The sequence below is a fragment of the Shewanella sp. KX20019 genome, from assembly GCF_016757755.1.
Lineage (GTDB): Bacteria > Pseudomonadota > Gammaproteobacteria > Enterobacterales > Shewanellaceae > Shewanella.
Genome location: NZ_CP068437.1, coordinates 2,930,506 through 2,948,733, shown reverse-complemented (window position 1 = coordinate 2,948,733; position 18,228 = coordinate 2,930,506). Strand labels below are relative to the sequence as shown.

The 18,228-nt window shown below is 43.4% G+C and carries 15 protein-coding genes and 1 other annotated feature; of the genes, 5 read left to right on the top strand and 10 right to left on the bottom strand.

Annotated features, from left to right (window positions below):
• Positions 1-4: 4 nt before the first annotated feature.
• The 3 genes from hisC to hisG are packed head-to-tail and all read right to left on the bottom strand — an operon-like array spanning position 5 to position 3,313.
• The gene (hisC, locus tag JK628_RS12905) at positions 5-1,072 is read right to left on the bottom strand and encodes a histidinol-phosphate transaminase (protein ID WP_202285032.1); all 1,068 of its coding nucleotides are present in this window, start codon (positions 1,070-1,072) and stop codon (positions 5-7) included.
• Entirely contained in the window at positions 1,072-2,409 is a 1,338-nt protein-coding gene (gene hisD / locus JK628_RS12900; RefSeq protein WP_202285030.1) for a histidinol dehydrogenase, read from the bottom strand. The genes hisC and hisD overlap by 1 nt, the downstream gene beginning before the upstream one ends.
• 4 nt (positions 2,410-2,413) lie before the next feature.
• Entirely contained in the window at positions 2,414-3,313 is a 900-nt protein-coding gene (gene hisG, locus JK628_RS12895) for an ATP phosphoribosyltransferase (RefSeq protein ID WP_202285028.1), read from the bottom strand.
• A gap of 55 nt (positions 3,314-3,368) precedes the next feature.
• Positions 3,369-3,488 (bottom strand) — a sequence feature (His leader region).
• A 454-nt stretch (positions 3,489-3,942) separates the two neighbouring features.
• On the opposite strand from hisG, the gene JK628_RS12890 reads away from it, so the two are divergent.
• Complete coding sequence (locus tag JK628_RS12890; RefSeq protein ID WP_202285026.1) at positions 3,943-5,868, top strand: ATP-dependent DNA helicase; 1,926 nt, start codon at positions 3,943-3,945, stop codon at positions 5,866-5,868.
• Between the two features lie 13 nt (positions 5,869-5,881).
• Here the strand turns inward: JK628_RS12890 and JK628_RS12885 are convergent, their stop codons facing one another.
• The 3 genes from JK628_RS12885 to JK628_RS12875 form a co-directional block, all read right to left on the bottom strand.
• Positions 5,882-6,307: a hypothetical protein gene (locus JK628_RS12885; protein ID WP_202285024.1), complete on the bottom strand. Its 426-nt coding sequence runs from the start codon at positions 6,305-6,307 to the stop codon at positions 5,882-5,884.
• Positions 6,308-6,394: 87 nt separating this feature from the next.
• Entirely contained in the window at positions 6,395-7,285 is an 891-nt protein-coding gene (locus tag JK628_RS12880; protein ID WP_237524013.1) for a DMT family transporter, read from the bottom strand.
• Positions 7,282-8,217, bottom strand: a complete 936-nt coding sequence (locus tag JK628_RS12875) for a hypothetical protein (protein ID WP_202285022.1) — start codon at positions 8,215-8,217, stop codon at positions 7,282-7,284. The genes JK628_RS12880 and JK628_RS12875 overlap by 4 nt, the downstream gene beginning before the upstream one ends.
• Positions 8,218-8,585: 368 nt before the next feature.
• On the opposite strand from JK628_RS12875, the gene JK628_RS12870 reads away from it, so the two are divergent.
• Both JK628_RS12870 and JK628_RS12865 read left to right on the top strand, forming a co-directional pair.
• Positions 8,586-9,263 (top strand): potassium channel family protein, encoded by a 678-nt coding sequence (locus tag JK628_RS12870; protein WP_237524012.1) that lies wholly within the window; start codon positions 8,586-8,588, stop codon positions 9,261-9,263.
• A gap of 1 nt (position 9,264) precedes the next feature.
• Entirely contained in the window at positions 9,265-10,437 is a 1,173-nt protein-coding gene (locus tag JK628_RS12865; protein ID WP_202285020.1) for an AI-2E family transporter, read from the top strand.
• A gap of 93 nt (positions 10,438-10,530) precedes the next feature.
• Here JK628_RS12865 and JK628_RS12860 read toward each other — a convergent pair whose 3' ends face one another.
• From JK628_RS12860 to JK628_RS12850, 3 genes are all read right to left on the bottom strand, one after another.
• Positions 10,531-10,851 carry a YdbL family protein gene (locus JK628_RS12860; protein ID WP_202285018.1) on the bottom strand — a complete coding sequence of 107 codons (321 nt, stop codon included), beginning with the start codon at positions 10,849-10,851 and terminating at the stop codon, positions 10,531-10,533.
• A gap of 24 nt (positions 10,852-10,875) precedes the next feature.
• A complete protein-coding gene (locus tag JK628_RS12855) occupies positions 10,876-11,076 on the bottom strand; it encodes a YnbE family lipoprotein (RefSeq protein WP_202285016.1) in 201 nt (66 codons plus the stop codon).
• Between the two features lie 94 nt (positions 11,077-11,170).
• Positions 11,171-14,434, bottom strand: a complete 3,264-nt coding sequence (locus tag JK628_RS12850; protein WP_202285014.1) for a YdbH domain-containing protein — start codon at positions 14,432-14,434, stop codon at positions 11,171-11,173.
• A 398-nt stretch (positions 14,435-14,832) separates the two neighbouring features.
• Between JK628_RS12850 and JK628_RS12845 the strand changes: the two genes are divergently transcribed.
• Positions 14,833-15,252, top strand: a complete 420-nt coding sequence (locus JK628_RS12845; protein ID WP_202285012.1) for a hypothetical protein — start codon at positions 14,833-14,835, stop codon at positions 15,250-15,252.
• A 98-nt stretch (positions 15,253-15,350) separates the two neighbouring features.
• On the opposite strand, the gene JK628_RS12840 is transcribed toward JK628_RS12845, so the two are convergent.
• On the bottom strand, positions 15,351-16,196 hold the full coding sequence (locus JK628_RS12840; RefSeq protein WP_202285010.1) for a D-hexose-6-phosphate mutarotase: 846 nt from the start codon (positions 16,194-16,196) through the stop codon (positions 15,351-15,353).
• A 205-nt stretch (positions 16,197-16,401) separates the two neighbouring features.
• Here JK628_RS12840 and JK628_RS12835 point away from each other — a divergent pair, with 205 nt between their 5' ends.
• On the top strand, positions 16,402-18,192 hold the full coding sequence (locus JK628_RS12835; protein ID WP_202285008.1) for an acyl-CoA dehydrogenase C-terminal domain-containing protein: 1,791 nt from the start codon (positions 16,402-16,404) through the stop codon (positions 18,190-18,192).
• Positions 18,193-18,228 lie beyond the last annotated feature (36 nt).

The following is an 18,228-nucleotide window of genomic DNA, read 5'->3' as shown; positions in this document are numbered from 1 at the left end:
TTTGTTAGTTCGAAGTTGAAAACAGCTTTACCAAATAATCTGTTTGCGACCGATTTGAAAAACTAAAGCGGATCGAATCCGCCAAACGTTTATCGCTGTAACTTCTTGCGATGACGCCAGCTTGAGTCAATTTTTGTAACACTGCCGCTCTATCACTAAATTGGGCTAATACATAGTTACCATGGGCTTTGACCACAGCTGCACCATAGGTTTGTAATGTTTGCGCTAACCGCAGTCCTTGCTGACTCATCTCATCCACTTGGCTTTGCATGGTGACAAGACCTGTAGGGCTGAGTGCTTTTACGGCTAACTCACTCACGGGGAGCGGCACTGGGTAGGGGGCTATTACTCGCATACACATATCAATGATGTCTGGGTTGGCCAGTAAAAAACCACAGCGGGCACCCGCTAACGCAAATGCTTTTGATAGCGTACGCAATACCACCAAATTGGCGCGGCTTTCGACAAGATCTGCCACTGAATACTCAGGGCTAAACTCAATATAAGCTTCATCGATGACAATGATCCGCTGGGGATTACTGTCTATAACCTTAATAAGCTCAGCCTTTGGAATAACGCTGCCCGTTGGGTTATTAGGGTTGCAGATAAACACTATTTTGACACTTGCGTTAGCTGAAGCCTTGTGGAGCTGAGAGCCATAGTCACTTGGCAGCTGAAAGTCAGCTGTTAATTGCAGTTCATTGACTGCGACATTGGCCGTCTTGGCGCTGATGGCATACATGCCATAAGTGGGGCCAAAGCTGGCAATTGCATCTTGTGTTGGGGTACAAAAAGTGCGGATCAGAATTTCTATCGCTTCATCTGCGCCGCGCCCAGCTAATATGCTGTTGCTAGGCACTCCACTATAACTGCTATAAGCGTCAATCAAGGCGGGGGGTTGGCACTCTGGATAACGATTTACCCCTACTAAATCGCTATTATTAAACGGTGATTCATTGGCGTTAACCCAAACATCACCCTGTCCACCGATGCGGCGCGCCGACTGATAAACTTGGAGATCTAGCAGCTCCGGTCTGGCTAGGCGCTGGGCAAGATTGTTTGCTGTGCTCATCATGCCTCCTGACTGTCTGTTTTGAAGCTGGTTTTGTTAAGCGCATTGTCATCAAGCGATGCAAGGCGAAGTGCAACGGCATTTTTATGAGCATCGAGCTGCTCGGCCGCCGCTAATGTCATCACCGTATCCCCTAAAGAAATCAAGCCTTCAGGGGTTAATTCCTGCACTGTAAATCGGCGGCTAAAATCTGCTAAAGACAAACTTGAGACCGTTTTACTGTAGCCGTAGGTTGGCAAAACGTGGTTAGTGCCGCTGGCATAATCGCCGACAGACTCTGGCGTATAAGCCCCTAAAAATACTGAACCTGCTGCACGAATATCAGCAAGCACGTCTCGTGGGTTTGCGGTTTGAATAATGAGATGCTCTGGGCCATAAAGGTTGGATACTGCTGCAGCCTCCACCATATCGCTAACGAGTAATGTGCGGCTGCAACTTAGTGCAGTGGTTGCCACCTCTGCGCGAGAAAGTAGCGCTAGTTGCTGGATTAATGCTTGATTTACCTTATCAGCCACTATGCTTGAGTTCGTCACCAGCATGACCTGAGAGTCTGGACCGTGCTCAGCTTGTGAAAGTAGGTCAGCCGCAACAAACTCGACATTGGCATCCGCATCTGCAATCACCAATACTTCTGACGGGCCTGCAGGCATATCAATGCTTACCGTTGCACGACTATCTTGGCTTACTGCGCGTTTAGCTTCAGTCACAAAACGGTTACCCGGGCCAAAAATCTTGTCGACTTGCGGTACAGATTCTGTGCCAAATGCTAACGCGGCAATCGCCTGAGCGCCGCCAACTTGATAGATCTCAGTAATGCCACATTCATTGGCAGCGTATATGATCGCATCATTGATAGGAGGCGGGCTGACTAGAACTCGCTGGGCACAACCGGCTATTTTCGCGGGTAGTGCTAGCATGAGTACCGTTGAAATTAACGGCGCCGTACCACCTGGAATATACAGGCCGACTTTCTCAATTGGCTCAGTTCTAAGCTCGCAGCGGATCCCCGGCTGTGTTTCTATATCAACCTTGGTTGGGATTTGCGCTTGGTGAAAGGCATTAATATTCCCTTTAGCCTGAGCTATGGCTTGCTTTAAGTCGTCTGGTACTGCTGCGCAAGCATTAGCTATCTCATCTTTTGAGAGCTTGAGCTGGTTGATATCAACGTTATCAAACTGCTCATTGAAACGACGCAGTGCCTGATCGCCATCATTAACAACCGCATCAATGATCGCGGCTACGCTTTGCTCTAGGTTTGCATCGCCGATTAAAGGCGATCTTGTTAGTGCAGCTTGCTTTGCCGTTGGGGTTAACGTTTGCCAATTGAGAATGTCCATCCGCTTACCCCATCATTTTTTCGATAGGCATAACAAGAATAGAACTGGCACCTAACTTGGTTAGCTCTTCCATCGTGTCCCAGAAAAGATCTTCTGTGCTGACTGCGTGGATCGCAACACGATTGGTATCATCATTTAGCGGTAATACCGTTGGGTTTTCAGCTCCTGGGAGTAGCGCGACAATTTGCTCAAGCGTTTCAGTCGGTGCGTGAAGCAGGATATATTTGCTCTCTTTTGCACGAACAACACCATTGATCCGCGACAGTATTTTGTTGATTAATGCTTGCTTATCATCTGGCTGACTTTTTGTAGACTGGATGAGGCAAGCCATTGACTGATAGATGATATCAGTTTCGTATAAGCCATTGGCTTCCAAGGTTGCACCCGTTGATACAAGATCACATATGGCGTCAGACAGTCCAGCTCTTGGCGCGACTTCAACAGAGCCCTTTAGCATACAGTCATTGTAGCTGATGCCTTTTTGCTGCATATAACGGCGTAGTATGTTGGGGTAAGACGTTGCAATGCGCAGGCCTTCTAGTGAGTTAGCATCTTGGTAGCTAAACTCGTTAGGTACGGCGAGCGATAAACGGCAAGCGCCAAAATCAAGCTGGCGCAGTTTGATACATTCAGCAGGCTTTCCTAAGGTTTGACGCTCAATCTGCTCCTCTTCTAATACGTTCTCGCCAATAAAACCTAAGTCGACAACGCCGTCCATCACAAGGCCTGGAATATCATCATCTCGAACACGGAGCAGATCGATAGGCATGTTGTCAGAGTGGGCGATGAGTCGCTGTTCATTGATGTTGAATTTTACGCCACAGCTCTTTAATAATTTCAGTGACTCTTTAGATAAACGACCTGACTTTTGGATGGCAATTCTTAATCTTGTTGACTCTGACATGGTTACTTCCTTTAAGTTGATTCAAAAATGTTTATAAAACAATCTGTTAATCTAAAACCAAAAAACCCCTAGAATTCCTTCTAGGGGTTTTTGATATTCTTGAATCAACCGCCAGAAGGAATGAGTCCTTCGGCAGTGAGCTTCCGAAGGCTACCGCATATGGTGATGATGATGGATAGTGTTCGTAAGCTGTATCATATTCTGTTCTCAATAAATGACTTTCGGTGAGGTCTGATGACCAAAACATCTGCCAACTGAAGACACTCTTCAATTGCGATGCATTTAAATTAATCAGTTTTACAACTGATTGCAACCACTATTTTTGCATATGAGTAATGTTCATCTAAATGTCACTTTATTTAACCGCGAGCTTAAGAATAATGCTAACTGTTCTATAAAAAAGACAATCATAGCAAACTCTTTTGTCGGGTTTAATACTTATTTGATTGATGCATATTAATAAAGAAGCAGAGAATGTCATTTATCGCTACACCCCATAGAGCTGTTAAATGAGCAGCTATTGAAGCTGCTTGGCTATTTAACCTAAAAGCGGCATACGTTACACTTCAGTGATTTTTACCTTCTAATGCAATGATGTTGGACTTTATGACAACTAAGTACGGTGGTTTTTGAGTGTGAGATTGACACAACAGGTCGCGTCGACATTTTCCGCTGACGGTGTGCTTGCAAAGGCCATTAAAGGCTTTAGCCGCCGCGAAGTGCAGCAACAGATGGCTGAAGCTGTCAGTGAGTCGATAACCAGCTGTGATAATTTGGTCGTTGAGGCGGGCACTGGAGTCGGTAAAACCTTTGCTTACCTAATTCCTGCACTACTGAGTAATAAGCAGATCATCGTCAGCACTGGCAGTAAAAACTTGCAAGAACAGCTATTCTACAAAGATCTTCCTGCACTACTGTTAATGCTAAGGATCACGCCTAAAGTCGCTCTGCTTAAAGGTCGTAATAACTATCTATGCCAACATCTGATGGAGAAGGAGTTGTCGGGCGCAAGTTCGATGGATAGCCAAATTCTTGATGATCTGTTAAGAATAAATCAATGGGCTGGGCAGACGGTTGATGGCGACCTTGGCGGCTTAGTCTCTGTGTCTGAAAACTCGGCAGCATTGCCATTGATCAACAGTGCAAAAGAGAGCTGCATAGGTCAACGTTGTGACCACTACGACGTTTGCTTTACCCGCAAGGCGCGAAATCGAGCCATGGATGCTCAGGTCATCGTGGTAAATCATCACCTGTTTTTGGCTGATAGGATCATAAAAGAAACAGGCTTTGCTGAATTGCTGCCCGATTCTGATGTGGTGATTTTTGATGAAGCCCATCTACTTCCTGATATCGCCGTTACCTATTTTGGCCAGCAGTGCTCAACGCGGTTAATTGCTGAGCTACTGGAGCGTTTTGCCGATATTTATCGCACCGAGTTACGCGATGCAAAGCAGATCGAGCTATTGAGTGCACGTTGCTTAACTTTGTTACATGAGTGGCATCAAGCGCTATTTGCAACTGGCGATACCGATTGGCGGCGAATGCTAAGCAATAAGGCGTTATCAGCACTGTCTTGGGGGGTGTTAAAAGAGTTAAGCGCTTTGCAGTCCTTGCTACAAGGGCATGTTGGACGCAGTGATAACCTGGACGATGCACTCGAAAAATTAGAGGCTCAAACAGCAAAGTTAGAACTATTTTTTCTGTGTGAGAACAATCAGGCTGCCTACAGCATTGATTATGGACATCGTTATCTGATGCTTCGAATCGCACCGATAGATGTTGCCAAGGAGTGTAAAAAACTGTTTGATGAAAATATTGCGTGGATATTTACCTCGGCAACCTTACAGATAAATCAAGATTTAAGCTTGTTTACCAAGCAACTAGGCATAGGTAAATGCAAAGAGTTGTTACTACACAGCCCATTTGATTACGCGAATAATGCGCTATTTTGTGTGCCTCGTCATTTAGCCAGCGTCAGTAACCATAATGCTATATTGCCGCAATTTGTCGATGTATGCATTAAAGCCATCGAAGCGGCAAAAGGTCGCACATTTATTCTCTTTACCAGTCACCGAATGCTCAAGCTGGTCGCTATCGAGTTGCAACGGCGGGTGTCGTACCCATTGCTGGTACAAGGCCAGGCCAATAAACAGAGCCTGCTTAAAAAATATCGCCAGCTAGGCAATGCAGTCTTACTTGGTACCGGCGCATTTTGGGAAGGGGTCGATGTGAGAGGCAGGCTACTGAGTTGTGTGATTATTGACAAATTACCCTTTGTATCGCCAGAGGATAATCTCTATCGTGCCCGTAGCGAGAGCATCTCTAGGGAAGGTAAAGATCCTTTTACCGAGATCTCATTGCCACAAGCTGTTATCTCCCTAAATCAGGGGGTTGGTAGACTTATTCGTGATGAAAAAGATCGCGGAGTACTTATTTTATGTGATAACCGCATTGTTAATCGACACTATGGCCAAGCATTTTTAAATTCACTGCCGCCTATGGCTAGAACCCGAAATTTGAACAATGTGGTTAAATTCTTAGAGCAGATTAAGTAACCTTAGCCTGGGATTAGGTGATTAACAGAATAACTAAGTAGATTAATAGCAGTAACAGCAGCGCTAAAATACAACGTCTTCGATACATCAGCCCATTTGGATTGAGCAGGCTTGGGAACAGCAAAAAATTAAGTGGGTTAAATAGCGTTTTATAGGTCAAAATTGCCACGCCGTCTCGTCTACCTCGATAAAGCATCTTCGAAAAGTAGTACATAAATCGAAACAGTAACACCGGAAAACTAATGTAAATAAATAGCGTTAGGCTTAGCTCAATGGTGATCTCTACCTCTTTTAACGTCAGCATTAATCCTTTTTGCCAAGCCTCTTCAAGGCTGCTTGAAAAGTAAATTAGCATCAATATAGTCACAATCAGGCTAAATGCGATGAACAGTAACGAGTAGCGAAATAGTCTGAGCCAATCTATGGTGATCTGACGCATATTTCCCCCATGTAAAGCTGCTTTGATAATAAAAACCGACAGTGCCTTTTATTAAATTTAGCTCATAAAACAGTGTTGAGGATGGATCTACTCAGTAACAGAGGCTTTTATTGGCTGCCGTGCTCTGATGACAAAACCTTGGGCAATCCCTGATATTATAATTAGCAGTGCACCAGATAACTGTATGGCGCTTAGCTGTTCAGCAAATAGCAACCAAGCAAATATCACGACGGCAACGGGTTCTAAATAGGCAAGGGTCCCAAAAGATACTGCTGGCAAAACGCGTAGTGCTTTTACGGCAAAAAGTATGGCAACAAATCCCGGCAAGACCCCAATGGCAATTAACCAACCCATTTGTGCCGCAGAGGGCATTATTGGTGTGATGACAACGAAGGGCAGTAAACAGGTAGCGCCGACGGTTAGTTGTACCAAAGTACTTTGATAGGGCGTAGATTGACTAGGCTTACGGTTGATGAGCATAAAGCCGCTATAGCTTAGCATCGCCATAATGGCATATAAGTAGCCCATTCCTTGGTGCTGACTCAAGGTGTCACTATCGGTGGGTAGCATCAATAGGAAGCCTAACAATGCTAATACAATGAATCCGCAGTTTACCTTAGTAAGCTTTTCACTATAAACAATGTGGGCAAAGATAGCGGTCATAATCGGCGCTAGATAAAGAAGCATTACGGCATTGGCCATGCTGATATAGTTGATAGCTTGTACGTAAAACACCATAAAGCTAGAGAGCATCACGCCGTTAATAATGGTGCGCTTAGTTGGTCTATGGTTAATTTGGTCACTCTTACCAGTAAAAATCATAAAGGCTAACATACAGCTTGCACCAATCACGAGCCGGTAAAAAGTTATATGCTCAGCAGGTAGCTGCGTGTAGCGAGCAAAAATGCCTATCGTGGCCATTAAAATTGCTGACAACATTGCCAGCAACATAAAGGCTAAAGGGTTTGGCGTTTTCACAGGGCGCTAGCTGCTTGTCGTAGTTGATACTGTTCTTTTGCCGCTAGATTATATTTCTCAAGCAGACTCAATTCGTTAGATGTTGTCGTTTTGGCACTGGTATCAGTGCTTGCTGATGGCATCAGCTCTGCTAAATCAATTTTTAACTTACCTTGGTGATCAAACTGGCTTGCGAATGTCCCCATACCGATAAGGTCTAATCTCCAATCGGTTAATTGACCTAAAACATAATTTCCATACTGAAAAGCTTCAAATTCGTTAAGCAGGGTTAAAAAGTCACTAAAACCAAAACCAGTTAACGACTTTTGTGCACTGAATGCGGCTACATAGCCTGAAGCAAGTGTGGCCTGGTTTGCACTGTTGTTAACTTGTTGGCTCAACTGAAACTGATAAGAGTGGCGGGTTTCGTGGATAAGAAATGCCAAACTGGCAAATTTGTCCTGAGTCGCTAATTTGTCCGGATTTAGATAAACCGTGCCGGTGCTCAAGCTATCAATCTTTGACCGCTGGGATGGTGCAAAATGAGATATATCGAAGTCAAAGTAGACCATTTTGTTAGGGTAGCTATGGTTATCGATGATGAGTTTCGGTTGCTCTATCCCCATAGAACGATACTCTAATGCGAAGATTTTGCGTAAGTAGGGGATCTGATCATTGATTGATAGCTGTTCCCAATGGGCCAGTGCGGTGACTAAACCGTCATCAGCTAAAATGAGCTCAACTAATCTGTTAGCATCAGCAATTGTTTTAGGTTGAGCGGCTAATATAAACGCTCGAGCTTCGGGTTGCAGTGCGAATGCTTGGGGGGATTGAGATTGCAACTCTTGAGTGGCATAAAAAGATCCTGCCGCATTTACTGCTGGCATAACTCCAAGTTGTACTAGCATAAATAACAGTGAAGCAGACAGTAGCGCAGGCTTGAATGATGGCATGGCATTGTTAACCACTTCTTTAGAGAAGTGACATCCTATATTTATTGTAGTTATTAGGGGCGACACCATAATGGTTTAGGCTATTTAGGTCAAAATAAACTTGTCCTCAGTGAGCAACAGATTTTACTCTATTAAGTTAGTATTCTAAACGATATACGCATGGCTAAGATGACTCTAAACCAATGGCTTATAGCTTAAAATTTATTTTATCTAACACCTCAGTGTCTTTCACTAATTTGTAATTCAGTTTCTTATGATTAACTGCAAAATCATGCTGTGCTAAACATTGATCTATGTGAATTATGTGCGATGTTTAATAGGGAGTTTGCCAAGGTTCGTCATAACAACGCATGTAGGGAGATTTGAGCGTGTTTGAGCATAAAATTAATAAGCATAATAATTTTTATTACATGACCGCCGCGCTAATAGTACTTTTATTGAGTGCATCTCTCGTGCGCTCTGTTGCCGATGGAATGGTGGAAACCGTTCTTGAAGGGGTTATCGCAGTGACTTTTTTAGTATGCGTCGTTAGTTTAGGTGTCGATAAAAGTTGGAAGCGCTTTATGCAGGCGCTGATCGTCATTTGGGTCGCAGCAATTTTGCTCAAAAAGCTGGTTGTTGTACCTCATATAGATCTACTTATGTTGGTACTTATGTTTGCTTTTTTTTGGGGAACATTTAGCTCAATTTCAAGGCAGATACTATTTTCTGGAGCAGTTAATAGCAATAAAGTCGTTGGTTCGATTGCACTATTTTTACTGCTTGGTCTACAGTGGGCTTTAGTCTATTTACTTGTGTTAGCTTTTTCACCTAATGCTTTTACCGGGATAGAACAGATACCCTGGGGGCAAAACTTTTCTCAAATGGCCTATTTTAGTTTTGTAACCTTAACGACGTTAGGCTATGGCGATATCAGCCCCGATACGCCTTTTGCTCAGGTAGTGGTATATATGGAGGCAATTGCTGGTGTGTTTTATATGGCGATTGTTGTTGCGAGTTTAGTGAGTGCAGGCTTGGCTCAAAAAGAGACAGAACAGGAACGTTAATATGGAAAACCCAATGCAGCACAATCAAAGTAAACTGTTTATTACCAATATGATGGAATCAGCCATTCGCATCGGCTTATTATTTATTTTAATCATCTGGACTTATGACATTATCAAACCCTTTGTTATCCCCGTGCTATGGGGAGCGATTATCGCTGTGGCATTAATGCCGTTAACTCAAAAATTGGAAAAGGCACTTAAAGGGCGGCGTGGTTTAGCTGCAACCATCATGGCGCTTGCGGGGATCACTTTGCTTGTGACTCCATTTGTTTTGGTTTCTAGCTCTATTTTTGAAGGGATAAGTCATACCATTGCTGTCGTGCAGACTGGTGAGATAAAAATACCTGGTCCGACTCAAAAAGTGGCGGATATCCCCTTAATCGGCGATAAGCTATTTGATGCATGGGCACTGTTTTCGACAAACCTTGAAAAAGCGGTTATGCACTTTTTACCACAAATTAAATCAGCAGTAGGCACGATGGCTGGAGTATTGGGTAGTGGTCTTGGTACTTTAGTGATGTTCGTGGTCTCGTTAGCTATCGCTGGTGGCTTTATGGCACATGCGGAAAAATCAGCTGCTGCCGTGAGCACAGTTGCAGTGAAAGTTGTTGGTAAGCATGGTGAGGAATGGACAACATTAACTGCTGCCACAATTAGAAGTGTGCTACTTGGGGTGGTGGGCGTTGCCTTTATTCAAGCGGTATTGATTGGATCAGCACTGTTTACCTTTAGTATTCCTGCTGCGGGTTTGTTTACCTTTATCGTATTTATTTTAGGGATAGCCCAGCTACCGCCATTACTGGTTGTGTTACCGTTAATTTTTTATGTGTTTTCAACCCATGATTCAACTGGTGCGACAATATTTACCGTTTGGGTACTGATTGCGGGTGTATCAGACAGTTTTTTAAAACCGATGTTGATGGGGCGTGGAGTTGATGTGCCGATGCCCATTATTTTAATTGGTGCGATTGGAGGCATGATCACCGCAGGAATTATTGGACTCTTTCTCGGTGCCGTGATATTGGCAATTTGGTATGAGCTATTTATTACCTGGCTTAACATTGAAGATAGTTTGGTTAAGGGAGCTGACCGAGACAATGCTGATGTGAGTACTTCTGGCGATGGAAGTAAACCATTGGTGAGTGCCCCCGCTCATAATGAGGCAGAAGATTAACTTAAGCGAATGACTCAATAAAAAAAGCCCGTTTAATACGGGCTTTTTATGGGGATAGACAACTCACCTTCACTAATTACAGATAAATGGTCGCTATTTTTTGACCCATTTACCACTAGTAGTTTGAATGTAATGGCCTTTCTTCGTTGCTTTAATGGCCTTTTCTGCTGCGAGTTTAGCAACATCGCTGATAGAGAGACTGTTCTTTTTCGCGATTTTTTGATAATGGGATTTACGCTTAGCGTTAATTGAACTAACTAAGGTTTTAGCGTCAGAAGTCTCTTTCACAAGGCCTAAGTAGCCATTTGTCTGCTCACCGACAAACCCTTGGGCTTTTGCGTCTTGCAAAGAGATAGCCAAGGCATTGAAGCTAAGTAATAGGCTAGCAAACAGTATTAGTATTTTAGATTTCATTGATTACTCCTTCTTATCCTTAGGTTAAAAAAGTTCATCGTCGGCGAGCAACTCATCGAGTTCTTTGTCGACTTTGATTTTAATTTCATGTTCTATTTTGACATTGAGATTAATGACAATGGGCTTGTCTGGAGGCTCAATTTTAACCGTAGGGCTGCAGCCGATTATGGCAAAGGTTGCAATGAGTATGCTCAGAGTCGATTTAGGGATATTAAATATCTTCAATGACTTATCCTTACTTCATAATAAAAAGGGTAGAGTAAATATTCTTTGTCTTGATGTCTATTAGATAAAAAATCTATCGTTAACGCCAAATTGTTTATTGCTGTATTGAGTTTTCAATCTGATTTTGTAGATTATTGCCTATTTGTAAACTTTTAAGTAACTGTAGCATGTTCTCCTCTTGAGAATAGTTCAAGTGGATAGGGCGTTCAATCCCGCGACTTTTACCTTTGACATTGACTTTGAGTAAGGCATTGCCTAAAAAATCCATATCAAAGCTGCTGGATAGTTCAGAATACTCCAGATGCTCTAATGCCGAAAATGCAAATTCAAGATAGGGCTGACTTAGGCGCATTTGATCAACGGCAGGATTACCGCTAACTGCTATTAATCCTCCGGGCGCCCTTGCTGCTATCTGGCCGCCACTGATTGCTGCTTGGCCATTTTCAAGAGTCACAGGCAGTACAGCATCAAAAATACCATCAGCATAAATACCAACCTGTGGCTGAATTTCAAGTAATTGTTCAAGATCGATCTGCTGCATTACAAAGTAAGCTGAAGAGGGTTGTTTTAGGTTTAGTTGAAATTGTGGAATAAGCAGCTGACCACCGAGCAGATCTCCCTTTGCGGTAAGGTTAAAGGATGCTTGTTGAACGCCAAATAGCTCCGCCGGTAAGGCAAGGTTATGTTGACCATTGCTGCTGGATTCGGTGAGGACTTGACTAGAGTCGGTACTAAAAGAGACGGCAGCTTCTGCTTCTATGTCGGTAAGCAATACTCCAGGATTAAATGCCTGCAATGAAAGGTTAATATCATCACAGTTAAAGTTGCTGGTTCTACTCTGTGATTGCAGTTGTTGCCACTGATATTGGCATTGAGTATCTATATTACCGCCTTCAAAGGGCAAATCAGCGAAGCTTCCTTGAATGTCTGCAACATGCGGCTTCAACGTGAGTGAAAATCGAGTGTACTTGTTGCGGTTTAAGCGGTAATGCATGTTGATAGATGCATTACCGTTAAGATCTAATGACTCTGGCAGTGAATTACTTTGGCTTAAAAAGGCGATAATAGGTTCAAACTCACTGTTAAATTGCCATTGACCCGCTAATTGGTACTGGCTTGGATTGCTATACTCTGGCTGATACTGGTGCAGGCTAAACAAATTCAAGCCATTTATTTGCCAAATCTCTTCGGTAGTGAGCTTGTTAGCGTTAAGGTCTAATTGCTGGCTCAATTCGACCTGATCTAAATGCAATAACCTTTGCTCGACTAGTTGATGAGATTTTTTTATCTTGGCTACTTTGTTTGATTTCAAAGCTAAAGCTGATTTATCTAATACTAGATTATCTATCGAAAAGCCAACTTGGTTAGTGAGTTCATGTTGCAGCAATTGGTTGATAGGTGGAGTTGAGTTCTTCGCGGTCAATTGCAAAGAAATTGGCGCAGCTAACGCGATGTCGATTACATCGACCAATAATTGATAATGAGTTTGTTGTTCATCAGTACTTTGCTGGTTTAGTTCAGCACTTTGAATTTGGTATTGTAGTGCCGGAATCGAAATATTGGTTTGCCCGTTGCCAAAACGGTAACTTGCCTTTGAGCCTAGTACCAGTTGGGTTTGAGTCATACTTGCGGTGATGATTGAACCATTTTGATTATTTAAATGTTCTTTGTTAGGCGAGATCGTAATCCCTTGGGTAAGCTGTGTAGCTTGAGGTAACACTGTGACTTCAAATGTTGACTTATCTTGGTTATTTTCTGCAGTAAATGATCCTTGTAGGGCGAGGGAAGCGCTATCTATTGCGACCTCGTAAGGCAGCTTTACTAACGTTGGCCATAGCGTATTGATGATTATATTTTGTTGATGGCTGGCTTGTAGTTGCCAGTCAAAAGTGAGTCTGTAGTCATCATTTTGCAAGGTTTGACTGCTTTGGATTGGGAGCGACAAATCGTAATGGATATCTTGTAGATGAACCACTGCGGCCAGTTTTGTATTTTCGACGGCAAGTCTTAGTTTTGGTAGTAACAAAGACCTTTTATTAAGTCGATATACGAGAGGGGCTGCAACTGTGATGCGGATTATGGGGCCCATTTGTGGCTGGTCAGCATTGCCATGGGTTGTTAATACCTGATATAGGTGAGCCAGAGCTTGTTCTAGAGGAACATCATCCAGCTTATTAAGTAAACTGATGAGCTGCTGAGGCGCGCTACTTTTATTCGCCGTTGCTGTCTGTTGCGCATTTAATGCTATTGGCAGCTCAAAAGGCAGTAGGGTGAGTTTTAAATCAGTGATATGGCCGTCAATGTTAAATGCCAATTGGCCAGTTGGCGTTAGTGGGCCCGTGGACTGAATTGGGGGAGTTGTTTTATTGTCAGTGGTAGCATCATCGCCGCCATTTACAATCAGACTTGGGGTAAGTTGTAATCCTGCGAATGCATTCAATCCTATTTGCAGCTGATTTAATCGATGCGTCGATTGTAATTGTGCGGATTTTATTGCCAATGTCATTGTTGAATCTAACGTTGCAGAAAAATCGATCTTCTGCGCGTTAATCGCTGCTTGTAGAGCATACAAGGGGGCTAATAAACTGCTATCTTGTGGGCTGCTTAGGGCGACATTAGTATCGATGATACGACTAGTCGATAGCGGTGTTGTTGTCGGGTTGACTGTAAATAAAGCTGTTTCAGCCGCCCGAATAGCTGATGTTAGCTGTTGTAATTGCGTTAAATCGAGTCGTGTGGTTGCACGCCACTGCGTAGCTGACAACTGTGCATCTAATGCAAAAACAGGCTGCTGATTATGACTGATGGCGCTACTAAAGTGACCTTTACTATCTAGTACTAGGTAGTCTAAGGCCATATTAAGTTTAGTGGCGGAAACGCCTTTTACGCTAAACAGTGTCTGGCCTATTTGTATCTCTGGTAAGTCTGAAAAATCGAGCGCTATAGTGGAGCTTGTGTCGTGACTGGGCGTCGAAGAGTGGCGTAATATGTTAGGGGCGAGCTGTACTTGAAGTTGTTTTGCCGATAGCGAGCGTAGATCATTTACGCCTATTGCCCATAATTTGCTATCGGGCTCAAGTATAATATCAAGATCGGTAATTTCAATATCGCTACCATTGACCGTCAAGCTGACTTTTGGCACCTGAAAATGGGTAAAAGTCAGCGGTGTAAAGCGAAGGTGCTCTATGTGCATTTGATAAGGCTGTAAAAAATTATTTGCCAGCTTTATCGTTAGCCGCTGATAATTCCAGCCAATATAGAGTGCTGTCATTAAGGTGGCAGCTAATATAATACCGAGTGATATCAATAATGAGCGGCGTACTGTTTGACCTAATGTTTTTTCTGTGGCTTGTTGCACTCTTTATGCTCTCTACACTTGCTCGTTTTCAACGATGTTTATGCCAAACTTTACTGCAATTGAGTGGTCGATTCTAGCACCGAAATAACAGCCTTGAACAGTTTATCAATGACTTAACTGTTACTTGCCGGAGTACTTAAGCGCCAAAATGGCCACAGTAGAAACATTATCCATGGTATTAAGAGAGTATAGGACCCGTGAAAAATGTTAACGTTGAATTTGCAATTAGTTGCTCGGCACATTTGCGCTTTACCAAAGAGATCTACTGGAAAAGGGGACTTTAACCAGCGATGTTACACCAGATTTAGTGACCAAATCACTCCAGTAGAGTTTTTAATTATTTTTTAAACGGTGCGCTTTTTTCGTGATACAGGATGTTAATCAGGGATGAGGAAATAATGAATAAAATGCTGATTTTTGCTGGTGTTTTCAATGCTACTGCAGCATTGATGCATATTGGCTGTATCTATTTTGATGCGCCTTGGTATCGATTTTTTGGCGCGGGCGAGCAAATGGCTGTAATGGCTGAACGTGGCAGCCTTCAACCAACCATTATCACGAGTGGTATTGTTGTAGTTCTTTCGATTTGGTCTGTATATGCTTTTTCTGCGGCAGACGTTATTACTCGGTTACCTCTAATGCGGCTAGTGCTGATTGTCATTAGCACTATTTATCTGCTCCGTGGAGTAGCGGGATTGTTTTTTATTGGCAATACAATGGGGCGTTCTGCTGCATTTTGGCTTTGGAGTTCGGCGATTTGCCTATGTGTCGGATTAATACATCTGATTGGTTTGAAACAACAATGGGCACAGTTATAAGAACCTACTTAAGCTTGCAGAATCAAGCGATAGGTAGGTTCTATACCCATCGCCTCTGAAACGAGCATCTTCAAGTAAGATGGGTATATAATTTAATGTTATTTCCAGCGGATATGGGTGGTTAATGTATGAGATTCATTTGGGGCTAAAGTGACTTTATCATCGAGAACATTCGCGGCTTCTAAACAGACCATCGATAAGTAATCATCGTCATTAAAACGGGACAATCGTTGCGATTTTTCAATCCAAGGGTTCCACAACACCGCACTTTTACTGTTCTCGCGACTGACTTCAATAACCCCATCAACAGTATGTAGCGCTTGTGTGTCGCCCAGTTCGGTATATACACGGTCTGTTTCACGAGTGAAATCGATATCATTTTCTGCTTGAGGGAAGGGCCCTTTGGCAAACTCGATAAAGTTAGCACCTGCAAATCCACTGGCCTTTAATTGGTGAATATCGCCGATTGGGAAATAGCTGTGTAAAGCTTGGGTTAAACTCACATCATAATCGGCATGGTTAATATTAGTAATACTGACCGAGAGCGTGTCATTGAGCCTAAATGACATCTCTACACTGGTGTTATGTGGCCAATATTCTCTATCGCTGTCAGTCAAAGGTAAGGTGAGTTTAATCTCTACCGCATCTTCAAGCATTTTGACCGAGTCTAAGGCCCAAATGCTTGTGCGAGCAAAACCATGTTGCGGGAAACCTGGCGTTGAACTCATACCAAACCAAGGCCAACAAACCGGCACTCCGCCACGGATCCCACTTCCGGGTTGATAATCATCAGCTGTTGATACCCATAACAGCGGTTTTTTACCTGCTGGTTCAAAGTAGTCAATTTGCGCGCCTTGAAGAAAGATCCGCGCCTTACAAAGAGGCGTATTTATATCGATATATTCTAGACCGTTAGCGTGCTTTTGAGTGGTGACGAAACCCATGGGGACAGTCCTTTCAGAGAGTTAACGCGATAGATGATTTAGCTTAACGCGTTTTTAGCGGTGAGATAAGGGCTATTTAAAGTGATTTTACAGTAACGCTGTTCTACTTAATAAACAAAGCCAAAATAATGCTGAGTTTTTGCTCAAATTTAGATAAGGTGGTCGGAGCACTGAGCATAAAGACAATAATTAAAGGGATGACACAATGCCAATTTATCAAGCTCCATTACGTGACTATCAGTTTGTACTTAATGAATTGCTCGACATTTATAATCAAAAGGAATTAGCGGGTTTTGAAGAGTTTGATCCCGAACTTATTGATGCAGTACTGCAAGGTGTTGCAGATTTTACCAGCGATATTATGTTGCCACTCAACGGCTCTGGTGATGTAGAAGGTTGTAAATTAGTTGACGGTAAAGTCGTTACCCCGAAAGGTTTTATCGATGCTTACCAACAATATGTTGATAATGGTTGGGCAACGCTCACGTGCGATCCAGAATTTGGCGGCCAAGGTTTGCCTGAAGTTGTTGGCATTTTTGCAACTGAGATGAAAACGGCCACCAACATGGCATTTGCCATGTATCCAGGTCTTACGCATGGTGCATACGCAGCGATCCATGCACATGGAAGTGACAGCTTAAAACGGAAGTATTTGGACAAACTGGTTAGTGGTGAGTGGACCGGTACTATGAACCTAACCGAGTCTCACGCTGGCACCGATTTGGCACTGCTGCGCACAAAAGCGACTCCCGCGGGGAACGATACGTTTGCCATAACAGGTGAGAAGATATTCATCTCCTCAGGCGATCATGATTTAACGGATAATATTATTCATTTAGTGTTAGCGAAACTGCCTGATGCCCCAGAAGGGGTGAAGGGGATCTCTTTGTTTGCAGTGCCTAAAATACTACTTAATGATGATGGAGGCCTAGGAGAGCCCAATACGTTATATGCTGCGAGTCTTGAACATAAGATGGGGATCCACGGGAACTCAACTTGTGTGATGAATTTCGATGGCGCAATAGGCGAACTCGTAGGCGAACCACATCAAGGTCTTCGAGCGATGTTTACCATGATGAACCAAGCAAGATTAGGTGTCGGTATTCAAGGGCTTGGAGTGTCTGAGATCGCTTATCAAAATGCACTAACGTATGCCAAAGATCGTATTCAAGGGCGTGCATTAAGTGGGGCAAAGCAGAAGGCGTTAGCAGCTGATCCTATTCTTGTTCATGGTGATGTTCGCCGTATGTTGTTGTCGCAAAAATCATTTAATGAAGGCGCTCGTGCACTGATGGGCCAGCAAGCACTTTGGCTTGATGAAGCTGAGCGACACAGTGATCCAGTACGAAGGAAGAGGTCTTCTCAGTTGGCGGCGCTATTCACCCCGATTGTAAAAGGGTTTGTTACTGACCAAGGGTTTAAGGCCTGTGTTGACGCGCAACAAGTGTTTGGTGGCCATGGTTATATTCATGAGTGGGGCATGGAGCAGTATGTGCGTGATAGTCGTATCTCCATGATTTATGAAGGGACCAACGGGGTACAAGCGCTTGATCTTGTTGGCCGCAAAATTATGTCTGACAAAGGTGCTGCACTAGAATTATGGTCTGAGGAAGTTAAAGCCCTTATTCAATCAAACCTTGATAACGATATGATGAAACCTCTGGTTTCAAGTTTGATGGCTGCGGCGACAGATCTTGAGAAAGCAACGAAAATCATTGCCACTGAAGCAGCCAAGAACCCCGATGTGATAGGCGCAGCGTCATTTGCCTATATGCAATTATTGGGCATAACCTCTCTAGCTTGGATGTGGACACGAGTGGCTGAAAAGGCTTTAGCAGGTATAGAGAGTCGTCAGGCGGATAGCGCATTTTATCGAAACAAATTAAATACAGCTAAGTTTTATATGGCGTATTGGGCGCCGCAAACCCGAAGCTTGCTGAAACAGATTGGATCTGCAAGCCTAGTTATTTGTGAGTTCGAGGACGCTGACTTCTAGGTTATTAGCGTCTATATGAATGGCTGCAAGCTACGG

Coding starts and splice junctions, on each gene's coding strand:
- hisC (WP_202285032.1), bottom strand. CDS start 1,072: ATGAGCACAGCAAACAATCTTGCCCAGCGCCTAGCCAGACCGGAGCTG.
- hisG (WP_202285028.1), bottom strand. CDS start 3,313: ATGTCAGAGTCAACAAGATTAAGAATTGCCATCCAAAAGTCAGGTCGT.
- JK628_RS12885 (WP_202285024.1), bottom strand. CDS start 6,307: ATGCGTCAGATCACCATAGATTGGCTCAGACTATTTCGCTACTCGTTA.
- hisD (WP_202285030.1), bottom strand. CDS start 2,409: ATGGACATTCTCAATTGGCAAACGTTAACCCCAACGGCAAAGCAAGCT.
- JK628_RS12860 (WP_202285018.1), bottom strand. CDS start 10,851: ATGAAATCTAAAATACTAATACTGTTTGCTAGCCTATTACTTAGCTTC.
- JK628_RS12865 (WP_202285020.1), top strand. CDS start 9,265: ATGGAAAACCCAATGCAGCACAATCAAAGTAAACTGTTTATTACCAAT.
- JK628_RS12875 (WP_202285022.1), bottom strand. CDS start 8,217: ATGCCATCATTCAAGCCTGCGCTACTGTCTGCTTCACTGTTATTTATG.
- JK628_RS12840 (WP_202285010.1), bottom strand. CDS start 16,196: ATGGGTTTCGTCACCACTCAAAAGCACGCTAACGGTCTAGAATATATC.
- JK628_RS12835 (WP_202285008.1), top strand. CDS start 16,402: ATGCCAATTTATCAAGCTCCATTACGTGACTATCAGTTTGTACTTAAT.
- JK628_RS12845 (WP_202285012.1), top strand. CDS start 14,833: ATGAATAAAATGCTGATTTTTGCTGGTGTTTTCAATGCTACTGCAGCA.